This is a genomic window from Fusobacterium ulcerans (assembly GCF_003019675.1).
Classification (GTDB): Bacteria; Fusobacteriota; Fusobacteriia; order Fusobacteriales; family Fusobacteriaceae; genus Fusobacterium_A; species Fusobacterium_A ulcerans.
The window spans coordinates 2,070,335-2,082,315 of the sequence record NZ_CP028105.1; the positions used below are offsets into that span (position 1 = coordinate 2,070,335).

12 protein-coding genes are annotated in these 11,981 nt (G+C 32.1%); all 12 read left to right on the plus strand.

Annotated elements, in window-relative coordinates; all coding sequences use genetic code 11:
• The first annotated feature begins 56 nt into the window (after window positions 1-56).
• The 12 genes from C4N20_RS09635 (at window position 57) to C4N20_RS09690 (ending at window position 11,959) form a co-directional block, all read left to right on the plus strand.
• Entirely contained in the window at window positions 57-383 is a 327-nt protein-coding gene (locus C4N20_RS09635) for a hypothetical protein (protein WP_005979471.1), read from the plus strand.
• Between the two features lie 36 nt (window positions 384-419).
• A complete protein-coding gene (locus C4N20_RS09640) occupies window positions 420-833 on the plus strand; it encodes a hypothetical protein (RefSeq protein WP_005979473.1) in 414 nt (137 codons plus the stop codon).
• A gap of 8 nt (window positions 834-841) precedes the next feature.
• Window positions 842-1,204, plus strand: coding sequence for an adhesion protein FadA (locus tag C4N20_RS09645; protein WP_005979476.1), 363 nt, complete (start codon window positions 842-844; stop codon window positions 1,202-1,204).
• A 30-nt stretch (window positions 1,205-1,234) separates the two neighbouring features.
• Entirely contained in the window at window positions 1,235-1,423 is a 189-nt protein-coding gene (locus C4N20_RS09650; RefSeq protein WP_005979477.1) for a hypothetical protein, read from the plus strand.
• A complete protein-coding gene (locus tag C4N20_RS09655; protein WP_005979479.1) occupies window positions 1,420-1,704 on the plus strand; it encodes an HU family DNA-binding protein in 285 nt (94 codons plus the stop codon). The genes C4N20_RS09650 and C4N20_RS09655 overlap by 4 nt, the downstream gene beginning before the upstream one ends.
• A gap of 314 nt (window positions 1,705-2,018) precedes the next feature.
• The gene (locus tag C4N20_RS09660; RefSeq protein ID WP_005979480.1) at window positions 2,019-2,663 is read left to right on the plus strand and encodes a GntR family transcriptional regulator; all 645 of its coding nucleotides are present in this window, start codon (window positions 2,019-2,021) and stop codon (window positions 2,661-2,663) included.
• A 92-nt stretch (window positions 2,664-2,755) separates the two neighbouring features.
• On the plus strand, window positions 2,756-3,736 hold the full coding sequence (locus C4N20_RS09665) for a TAXI family TRAP transporter solute-binding subunit (RefSeq protein ID WP_005979482.1): 981 nt from the start codon (window positions 2,756-2,758) through the stop codon (window positions 3,734-3,736).
• Between the two features lie 17 nt (window positions 3,737-3,753).
• Window positions 3,754-5,640, plus strand: coding sequence for a TRAP transporter permease (locus tag C4N20_RS09670; RefSeq protein WP_005979484.1), 1,887 nt, complete (start codon window positions 3,754-3,756; stop codon window positions 5,638-5,640).
• The gene (locus C4N20_RS09675) at window positions 5,630-6,589 is read left to right on the plus strand and encodes a hydroxyacid dehydrogenase (RefSeq protein ID WP_005979486.1); all 960 of its coding nucleotides are present in this window, start codon (window positions 5,630-5,632) and stop codon (window positions 6,587-6,589) included. The genes C4N20_RS09670 and C4N20_RS09675 overlap by 11 nt, the downstream gene beginning before the upstream one ends.
• A gap of 460 nt (window positions 6,590-7,049) precedes the next feature.
• The gene (locus tag C4N20_RS09680; protein WP_005979488.1) at window positions 7,050-8,348 is read left to right on the plus strand and encodes a Na+/H+ antiporter family protein; all 1,299 of its coding nucleotides are present in this window, start codon (window positions 7,050-7,052) and stop codon (window positions 8,346-8,348) included.
• Between the two features lie 35 nt (window positions 8,349-8,383).
• A complete protein-coding gene (hutH, locus tag C4N20_RS09685; protein WP_005979489.1) occupies window positions 8,384-9,919 on the plus strand; it encodes a histidine ammonia-lyase in 1,536 nt (511 codons plus the stop codon).
• Between the two features lie 12 nt (window positions 9,920-9,931).
• A complete protein-coding gene (locus tag C4N20_RS09690; protein ID WP_005979491.1) occupies window positions 9,932-11,959 on the plus strand; it encodes a urocanate hydratase in 2,028 nt (675 codons plus the stop codon).
• Window positions 11,960-11,981: the final 22 nt, after the last annotated feature.

An 11,981-nucleotide genomic window follows, 5' to 3' on the forward strand; every position in this document is an offset into this window, starting at 1 on the left:
ATTAGTAAAACTGTCCCTGAAAAGGGACAGTTTATTAGACTAAAGGTGGAAAAAATATGGATGAAAAGACAGAAAAAAGAGGAAGGCCTTTAGGAAGTGGAAACAAAAAAGATGTCATTTTAGGCATAAGAGTCAGTAAGGAAGAATACAATATAATAAAAGAGGGCCTTGCTAAATTAAAAGGTAAATATAAAACAAATAAAAACATAATATTATATTTATTTAAAAAATATAATATTCTTGAAGAGAACAATAAAAAATCAGATAAAATGTTTCTTAAAATAATAATTGAAGAAATGAAAAAGAAAAAATATACAAAAGAAGAAAAAGAACAGTTAATAAAAGAAATATATAAGACTATTGAAAATAAAGATGAAGAATAGTTTTTTAATTAAAGGAATTTAAGATGAGGAGAAAACATGCAAATAAAATTAACTAAAGAAGAGACAGAAAAATTAGGTGAAAATAAAGATGGAATAGCTCAGCTTCTAGTAAGAAAAGCTATTCTTGCAGAGATGGAAAAGAAAAAATATACAGAAGAAGAAAAAAAATATCTTGAAGAAATGAAAATAAATATAGAAGTTGAGTTTTATCTTAATTCAATAGCACAAAAAGCAGTTCAAATATATGATTATGAACTTTTAGAAGTATATAAAAATAATAGTGAACTACTAAAAGATAAAAATACAGTAGAAATATATCCACAACTTCAACAGGCTTTATTTAATAAAAAACTTGGAGAAGAAAAAGTAAAGGTAATAAATGAAATAGTTGAAAAATATAAAATAAATGATGTATTAAAAGAGTATATAAAACCAGAAGAAGAGAAATAGGAGGGAATGTGAAAAAGATATTAGTAGGATGTATTTTAGCAGTATCAGTGGCGTCATATTCAGCAACAGATGTAATGTCAACATTGGAACAGCTTGAACTCAATCTCCAGCAACTGGAGGCTGAGGAAAAAGCTATGTATAATCAAAGAAAAGCAGAGGCCGAGGAAGCAGAAAGAACTTTAGCAAATCAAAGAAAAATGTATGCAGAAATATCAGAGAAAGAGAAAAAAATATCAAGTGTAAAAGATAATAAATTTTATAAAGATCAATATCAGGAACTAGCAAAAAAATATGGAGAGGCTAAAAAAGAATTGGAAATAGATATGAAAAAGCAAGAAGAAATAATAAATATTTTTGAAGCTATAAAATAAAAAATATCTGGAGATAAAAAGGGAAAGAAAATGAATACAAAAGATTATAGGTTATATGGATGTCATTTTACAAAAGAAGAATATGGTTTTATAAAAAGAAAATTAAAGAAATTATCTAACAGGAATAGTGAAACAAAAATAACTGATACCCAAGTATTATTAGAACTTTTTAAACTTGCGTTAAAGGAAGAAAAAGAAGAGAAAGGGCAGGAAATATGAAAGAAACAGAAATTATAAGAGAATATAAAGAAAAAAGAAAATTAAAAAACTTAAAAACTGCAAAAGAAAAAATAGAAGCTTTTTGGGAAACTTTAATAGATAGTTTGCAGGAAGATGAAAGGCTAATTTTTAAAGGATGGGGAACTTTTGAAGTAAAAAAAATTAAAGAAAGAATATTTAATAATCCAAGAACAAAGAAAATAGAAAAAATATCACCAATAAATAAAATAGTATTTAAACAAGGGAAGATATTAAAGAAAAAATTTAATGAGGAAATATAAAAAAGAATAGAAATTTTATAAATATACAGGGTAGGGAATTTTCTCTACCCTTATTAAGTTAAAAAATAAATTTGCTCTCATTTAATCTAGTAGAGGAATAGTTCAAATTTTTTGTTATATATAATATATTTTATTTGATAATTTTAGTATGGAGAATATATTCATAAAATTTAAACTGTGATACAATTCACTAAAATAGTTAATTTCGTTTTACTATAAGTACAGATGTACTGAATATAGATATTTTTATATAAAATAATAATATTTAAAGTGTTATAACAGTAATTTCAGGAATGATCGAGGGAGTGTTAACAATGTTAGAAGAGAACTTTCAAACTGCATCAGATATAGCTTATAGAATAATTTCACAAAAAATCTTAGATGGAGAATTTTCTCCAGGGATGAAATTATCAAGAAGAAAAATGGCTGAGGTAACAGGAGTCAGTGTAATTCCTGTAATTGAAGCTTTAAAAAAATTAGAAGAAAATTATTTGGTTGAATCTAAACCTCAGTGGGGCTCTTATGTAATAGTTCCCACTAAAGAAAAAATTATAGAAAACTATCAGCTTAGAGAAGCAATAGAATGTCAGTCAGCAAGAATATTATCTAAAACTATGACTGGAGAACAGCGTGAAGAATTAATGGCCATTGCTACAGAATTGGATACTATACCTTATACTGATGAAACAATTTTTGACAGCAGAAATTCACATATATTATTTCATGCAAAACTTACAGAATTTACAGGAAATAGTTTATTAATAAATACTTTAAAAAAAATAAATATGTTCTGGATTTTATGCAAAGCCATAGGAACAAATGCACCTAAGGCTACTTATCCAAGATATTGGCACAGATATTTAGTTGATACTATTGCAAAAGGAAATCCTGATGAAACAGAAAAATTAATGAGAGAACATGTGAATGATTCTTTGGATTTGATAATAGCAAATTTATAAAAAAGTATTTAAATAGTTGTAAAAGTTATCAAAATTTGTTTTATAAAAGTGTTATAACAGTTATATTACAAAATAAAAAGTGGAGGTATTTTATGAAAAACTTTAAAATTTCAAAGGTCATTGGCAGTTTTATATTATTGTTGGTATTAGGAATAACTACATATGCAGCTGGGGTAAGATATATTTCTATTGCAACTTCAAGTGCAGGAGGAGCTTTTTCGATTATAGGGACAGCAATGTCTGATATCATAAATAAAAATGATCCAAATGTTTCTGCAAATATAGAAATAACAGGAGGTTCATCAGAAAATATTTTATTGGCTAAAAATAAAAACGTAGAATTAGCTATGACAGCATCAGATGTATTGGCTCTTGCATTGGAGGGTAAGGGAAGTTTTGAAGGTAAAAAAATAGATAAAGATGATTTAAGAGGAGTAATGGGTGGGCACATGACAACATTACAAGTATATACATTAAGAGATGGGAAAATAAAAAGCTTTAAAGATCTAAAAGGTAAAAAGATAGCTGTAGGTCCTGCTGGAAGTGTTGCTGGAGATGCAATGAAAACTATAATGGATGCTTATGGATATGAAATAAATAAAGATTGGAAACCAGAATACTTATCTCATGGTGATGGAGCAGAAGCTTTAACTGATGGAAATGTAGATGCAGTATGTATAATGAGTACTTTACCTGCTTCTCCAGTAACAACAGCAGCAGCTTCAAAACCTATTCGTTTATTAGAGTTAGAAAAAGAATATTTTGATAAAATAATGACAGAATGCCCATATTATATTCCAGCTAAAATAGATGCTGATGTATATAATGGACAAGATGAAAAAGTGGAGTATACTTTTGGAAGTGCCAGTATTTTAATAACTTATAAAGATATGCCAGAAGAAGATATCTATAATATGGCAAAAGCTTTATTTGAAAATAATGAACTGTTAGTAGCTGCTTATCCTCAATGTAATGAGTGGAATATTGAAAATGCAACAAGAGGATTAGAAGGATTAGTAGAAATGCATCCAGGAGTTATAAAATATTTGAAAGAAAAAGGGGTTATGAATTAATATAGAAGGGGGTAAAAATGGAGGGTAAAAACAAAAATAGTCAATTAAGCAAAATTCTGCTTTTTATAATAGGGTTGGCACTGGCATTGTTTCATATATATACTTCATACTTTGGAGCGTTGCCGTCTTATCAACATAGAGTAGTCCATCTGGCACTTAGCATGATGCTGGTACCATTGTGTTATAATTTGTTCAATATAAAAAATGAGAAAATAAAAAATGTATTTTCAATAGGGATAATTGCTGTAGTATCAGTTATAGGTTTATATTCATATTCCATAGCAGATACAATGTGGAAATCCAGTGGAACTATGTCTGGTCTGGAAATTATACTGGCAACAATTCTGTTGATTCTGCTTCTTTCTTTTACATGGAAGACAGTTGGAGCAGCAATGCCTATAATAGCTATTTTATGTATTCTCTATGCACTTTTTGGACCTAATCTTCCTAGAAGTATTGCACACAGAGGATATACATGGGTAAGGATTACAGAAGTTTTATTCAAAGGAACAAATGGTATATTTAATACACCTTTGGGGGTTTCTTCCATATATGTATCTATCTTTGTAATATTTGCAGGAGTTTTGGAAGCGTCAGGAGCAGGAGATATATTTATAAGATTGACACAAGCATTACTTGGGGGATTTAGAGGAGGACCAGCAAAAGTCGCTGTAGTTGCCAGCAGTTTATTTGGAACTATTTCTGGAAGTGCTGTAGCAAATGTTGTAGGAACAGGATCTTTTACTATTCCATTGATGAAAAAAAGTGGATTTGATTCAGAATTTTCAGGAGCAGTAGAAACAGCTGCTTCTAGTGGAGGACAGCTTATGCCGCCAGTTATGGGAGCTGCTGCTTTCATCATGGCTGACTATATTGGTTCATATCAAGAAGTATTAACAGCTGCGATAATTCCAGCAATTCTGTTCTATATAGCATTATTTATAATGATAGACTTAGAAGCATTAAAAAAAGATCTGAAGGGGCAAAGTAAAGATGAACTTCCTAATTTCATGGAAGAATTGAAAAAAGGGTGGCTTCTTCTGATGCCTTTGGTACTATTGGTATTCTTATTAGTTGGAGTGAGATATTCTGCACAGAAGTCGGCTTTCTTTTCTATAATATTTTTAGTAGTGATAATGCTGGTATATCCAGGAAAGAAAAGATCTGTTTCTGAAATACTGCACCTTATTGCCAGCTCATCAAAAGGAATGGTAAGCGTTGCTCTTACAACAGGTACTGCTGGTATAATAGTTGGAATGCTTATGCTTACAGGAATAGGATATAAATTGTCTTCTCTTCTTATAAGCTTATCTCAAGGAAATGTAATGCTGTTATTGATTCTTACTATGGTGACATCTGTAATATTGGGAATGGGAATGCCTACATCAGCAGCTTATGTTCTGTTGGCTACATTGATTGTTCCGGCATTGGAAAATCTTGGAATAGCAAAAATTGCTGCTCACTTCTTTGTATTTTATTTTGGAATCATGGCAAATGTTACTCCACCAGTGGCAGTAGCAGCCTATACAGCAGCTGGAATTGCAAAAGGAGATGCTATGAAAACCGGATTTGTAGCTTGGCGTCTCAGTCTTGCAGGATTCCTGATGCCGTTTATGTTCTGCATGAATCCAGCTTTACTTGGAAAAGGAACAAATGGAGAAATTATTCTCGCTATTATGAGTGCCTTGATAGGAGCTTATGGATTAGCAACAGCAGTTCAAAGATATTTTAAAGGAAACTTATCTTGGCCAAAAACAATAGTTGTTCTTTTGGGAAGCGTTTCTACAATGATGCCAGGAATTAAATCAGATATATTTGGTCTTATCTGTTTAGGGTCAATATATGCTATTCAAATAATAAAATCTAAAAAAAGTTATGATGAGGGTGAAGTAAATGTCGCATAAAGTATTGATACCACAAGCAGTGGCAAAAGAGGGAGTAGAATTATTAAAAAGTTATGGTTTTGAAATAAAACATGGATCAGGAGCATCAGAGGAAGACTTAATAAAAGATGTAGCAGATTGTGATGCTATCTTGTTAAGAACAGCCCCTTGTACAGAAGCTGTATTGAAAGCAGGAAAAAATTTGAAAATAGTAGCAAGGCATGGTGCTGGATACAATAATGTGGATTTAGAAGCAGCAGCTAAACTAGGAATATGGGCAACTAATGCTCCAGATTCTACTACTAATACAGTGGCAGAATTTGTGCTGGGAGCTATTCTGGCAGTTTCTAAAAGAATATTTTTAATGAATAAAAAGATAAAAGAAGGGGATTTTTTCTTCAAAAATAACCATAAAGGAATGGACTTAACAGGAAAAAAATTAGGAGTTGTTGGATTCGGACGTATAGGAAGAAAAGTAGCCTACAAAGCTTTTTATGGATTGGGAATGGAGATACTGGCTTATGATCCATTCTTAACAAAAGAAAATTGTCCTGATTATGTAACTATTTGTGATTGGGAAACTATATTTAAAGAATCAGATATTATATCATTACACATGCCTCTTATAAAAGAAAATATTGGATGCGTAGGGAAAAAAGAATTTACAAATATGAAAAAATCAGCCCACTTTATAAACTGTGCTCGTGGAGAAGTGGTGAATGAGAAAGAGCTTATTGAGGCACTGAAAACTGAAGAGATTGCAGGAGCATTTTTAGATGTGTTTGAACAGGAGCCACCTTTAGAGGATAACCCATTATTATCAATGGATAATGTGATTGTTACTCCGCATATGGCTTCAAATACAGAGGAATGTATGATACTTATGGCAGTACAGGCAGCTTCTGAAATTGTTAAAGTTTTATCAAATGAAAAACCTTGCTGGCCAGTTAATAATCCAGTAGGAAAATAGACATACAAAAATGGGCAGAGTTTTCTTTCTGCCCATTTTTCTATTGTTATATTTTTATGATTCTATATTTTTACGAATATTTTCAGAAAAAATATATGAATATAAATAAAATGAAATGTCCTATTAAAGAATTGAAAAATGAAAAATAAAACAAAAAATAAAAACAGTATATTAAATTATATATTTATTATATTAGACTTTTGTTAAATTAATGTGTAATCTATTATTAGATAAAAATATTATTAAAACGTTTTTAATAATTAAGAAAGGTTTTCTCTTAATTTATTTTTAAAATATTATTAAAATGTTTTTAATAATATAAGGAAAAGAAATATTTATTAGAACCTAGGTTAAGTTTTATTTTATGTCGCGATATCATAGAACAACAAGGAAAAAATCTAAGCTTCACTAAAATTATTCAAACATATAAAATGAGATTTTATAACTTAGGAGGTTTTTTATGCTGCTTAATCCGGTAATACTATCAGTTTTAACTATGATAATTCTTTGTTTATTAAAATTAAATGTGATTTTTTCTATGCTCGCAGCAGCCTTGGTAGCTGGGATAACTTCTGGAATTGGAATGCCAGAGACTATGAAGATATTAATAGGAGGTATGGGAGGAAATTCTGAAACAGCACTTAGTTATCTTTTGCTTGGAACCTTGGCAGTAGCTATAAACAGCACAGGAGTAGCCAGTATAATATCGAAAAAAATAGCTGGAATAGTAAGCGGAAGGAAAAGAGTACTTCTTCTTTTAATAGCAGCAGTAGCTTGTTTTTCTCAAAATCTTATACCTGTTCATATAGCTTTTATTCCTATATTGATTCCACCATTGTTGAAATTAATGAATAAATTAAAAGTGGACAGGAGAGCAATGGCGTGTTCACTTACATTTGGGTTAAAAACTCCATATGTGGTTTTACCAGTTGGATTTGGTTTGATATTTCATACAATAGTAAAAGATCAGATATCGGCTAATGGCTACAATATAGAACTTGGAGAAGTATGGAGAGCTACTTGGATATTAGGATTAGCTATGGTTATAGGATTATTTATTGCAATATTTATAACTTATAAAAAAGATAGAGATTATGAAGATCTTCCTTTAAAAGGAATGGAAGAAGTAGAGAGTGAAAAAATGGAAAAAAAGCACTGGGTAACTCTGATTGCTGCACTAACAGCTTTTGGAATACAGCTTTATACAGGGTCGCTTCCATTAGGAGCTCTTGCAGCTCTTGGAATAATGCTGGTTTTTAAAGTGGTAAAATGGAATGAATTGGATAATGTATTAAATGATGGATTACTAATAATGGGATTAATAGCATTTATCATGCTAGTGGCAGCAGGATATGGCAGAGTGATAAGAGAAACAGGAGCTATAGAAACCCTTGTAACAGGAGTAGTAGGAATATGTGGTGGAAGTAAAGCAATAGCATCTCTGGCAATGTTGACAGTAGGTCTTTTTATTACAATGGGAATAGGAACGTCTTTTGGAACTGTACCTATATTAGCAACAATTTATGTTCCTCTCACAATAGAAATGGGATATTCATCAGCAGCAATGATAGTTCTTATTACAGCAGCTTCTATAATAGGAGATGCAGGTTCACCAGCATCAGACTCTACATTAGGGCCGACATCAGGGCTCAATGCTGATGGACAGCATGAACACATAAGAAATACATGTATGGCAACGTTTATACATTTCTGTATACCATTATTTATAGCAGGATTTATAGGAAGTTTAATATTTTAAAGATAAATACAAAATAACTCAGGAGGCGATTTTTAATGAGATTGGTAATAGGAGACAGAAGACTTACACTTGAAGATCTGATCAATGTCACAAGGAAAGGTTATAAAGTAGAAATATCAGAAGGGGCATATAAAAAAGTAGCAGAAGCTAGAGAGCTTGTAGATAGATATGTAAAAGAAAAAAAGGTGTCTTATGGAATAACAACAGGATTTGGAAAATTTTCTGATACAGTTATTTCAGAAGAACAGACAGGACTGCTGCAAAAAAATCTAATAATGAGTCATTCATGTGGAGTGGGAAATCCTATTCCAGTGGATATGGCAAAGGGAATAATGCTTTTGAGAATAGTAAATTTGTCAAAAGGACATTCAGGAGTAAGAAAAATAGTTTTAGATACATTGGTAGATATGCTGAATAAAGATGTAACTCCATTCATACCAGAAAAAGGATCACTGGGAGCTTCAGGAGATTTGGCACCACTATCACATATGGTGCTGGTAATGCTTGGAATGGGAAAAGCATATGTAAATGGAGAACTTTTAGATGGAGCAGAGGCTATGAAAAAAGCTGGAGTTCCTGTATTGGAAGAACTTTCATCAAAAGAGGGACTGGCACTTATCAATGGAACACAGGTAATGACATCAATTGGAGCACATGTAACATATGATGCAATCAATCTTATGAAACATCTGGATATAGCTGGGGCACTTACTATGGAAGCCTTAAATGGAATAACTTGTGCATTTGATCATAGAGTTCATGAAGTAAGAGGACATCAGGGACAAATAAGAACAGCTGAAAATTTCAGAAATATTCTGAAAGAAAGTAAATGTACAACAAAACAAGGAGAAATGAGAACACAAGATCCATATACACTGAGATGTATACCACAAATACATGGAGCTAGTAAAGATGCACTTGAATTTGTAAGAGAAAAAGTTGAAATAGAGATGGATGCAGTAACTGATAATCCAATAATTTTCTGTGATACAGATGATGTTATTTCAGGAGGAAATTTTCATGGACAGCCTATGGCACTTCCATTTGATTTCTTAGGAATAGCAGTATCAGAGATGGCGAATGTTTCTGAAAGAAGAATAGAAAGACTTGTAAATCCTCATCTTAATTGTGGACTTCCAGCATTTTTAGTTGAGAATGGAGGAGTAAATTCAGGATTTATGATAGTGCAGTACAGTGCAGCTTCTCTTGTATCTGAGAATAAAGTTCTGGCTCATCCAGCTTCTGTAGATTCTATACCTTCATCAGCAAATCAGGAAGATCATGTATCTATGGGAACTATTGCAGCTAGAAAAGCAGGAGAAATACTGAAAAATGCAAGAAAAGTAATAGCTATGGAAATACTGTCAGCTTGTCAGGGAATAGATCTGAAAAAAGTAAATAAGGATCTTGGACTTGGAACTGAAAAAGCGTATACAGCAGTAAGAGAAACAGTATCATACTATGACAAAGACAGAGTAATGAATCTGGATATCAATGCAGTGGAAGAATTAATCGAAAGAAATAAGATAGTAGAAAATGTAGAAAAAGTTATAGGGGAATTGAAAATATAGGGGGAATAAAAAATGATAAATAAAGATATATATAATGCAATGACAATAAAACTTACAGCTCAGGATATACCAATGAAAATGCCTGAGATGGATCCAAAGATAAGAAGAGCTCCAAAGAGAGTAGTACATTTGGAAAAAGATGAAATTGAATTAGCATTGAAAAATGCTTTGAGATATATACCAGAAGAGTATCATGAAATGCTGGCACCAGAATTTTTAAATGAATTGATGGAGCATGGAAGAATATATGGATATAGATTCAGACCAGAGGGAAGAATTTATGGAAAACCTATAGATGAATATACAGGAAGATGTACAGAAGCTAGAGCCATGCAGGTAATGATAGACAATAATTTAGACTTTGAAATAGCACTTTATCCTTATGAGTTGGTTACTTATGGAGAAACAGGGCAGGTATGTCAAAACTGGATGCAGTATAGACTTATAAAAAAATATCTTGAAAATCTAACTCAAGATCAAACTTTAGTAGTGGCATCAGGACATCCTACTGGATTATTCAGATCAAATCCATATGCACCAAGAGCTATCATAACTAATGCACTTATGGTAGGAGAATTTGACGATTATGATAACTGGGCAAGAGCAGCAGCTATTGGAGTAGCTAATTATGGACAGATGACAGCTGGAGGATGGATGTACATCGGGCCTCAGGGAATAGTTCATGGAACTTATTCAACTATACTTAATGCTGCAAGACTTTTCTGCGAAGTGCCTAAAGATGGAGACCTTACAGGAAAATTATTTGTTACTTCTGGGCTTGGAGGAATGAGCGGAGCTCAAGGAAAAGCTACTGTAATAGCTAAGGGAGTAGGAATAGTAGCAGAAGTAGATATTTCTAGAATCCATACAAGACTTGAACAGGGATGGGTAGATAAAATAGCCAGAACTCCAGAGGAAGCATTTAATATGGCAAGAGAAAAGCAGGAAGCTAAAGTTCCATATGCAATAGCATTCCATGGGAATATAGTAGATCTTTTAGAATATGCAGATAAAAACAATATACATATAGACCTGCTTTCAGATCAGACATCATGTCATGCTGTCTATGATGGTGGATATTGTCCAGCAGGAATAACTTTTGAAGAAAGAACGAGATTGTTGGCAGAGGACAGAGAAACTTTTAATAAACTTATAGATGAAACATTGAGAAGACATTATGAAGTTATTAAAAAACTTACAGCTAAAGGAGTATACTTCTTTGACTATGGAAACAGTTTCCTTAAAGCTATCTACGATATAGGAGTTAAGGAAATATCTAAAAATGGAAGAGATGATAAAGGTGGATTTATATTCCCTTCATATGTAGAGGATATATTAGGACCAGAATTATTTGACTATGGATATGGACCATTTAGATGGGTATGTCTGTCTGGTAAAAAAGATGATTTATTGAAAACTGACCATGCAGCTCTTGAACTTGTAGATCCAAATAGAAGATACCAAGATAGAGACAACTACATGTGGATAAAAGACGCTGACAAAAATGGACTTGTAGTGGGAACACAGGCAAGAATATTCTATCAAGATGCAATGAGCAGAACAAGAGTAGCATTGAAATTCAATGAAATGGTAAGAAATGGAGAGATAGGGCCAGTTATGCTGGGAAGAGATCACCATGATGTATCAGGAACTGACTCACCATTTAGAGAGACATCAAATATAAAAGATGGAAGTAATATAATGGCAGATATGGCAACTCAATGTTTTGCAGGAAATGCAGCAAGAGGAATGACTATGATAGCTCTTCATAATGGTGGAGGAGTAGGAATAGGAAAATCTATTAATGGAGGATTTGGAATGGTCCTTGATGGAAGTCATAGAGTAGATGAGATACTGATGCAGGCAATGCCTTGGGATGTAATGGGAGGCGTAGCAAGAAGAGCATGGGCTAGAAATCCACATTCTATAGAAACAGTAATTGAATATAATAATGATAACAAAGGAACAGACCATATTACACTTCCATATATAGCCAATGATGATTTGATTAAAAAACTTGTTGATGGAAAAATAAAATAGGCAAAAATCATACAAGATGGAG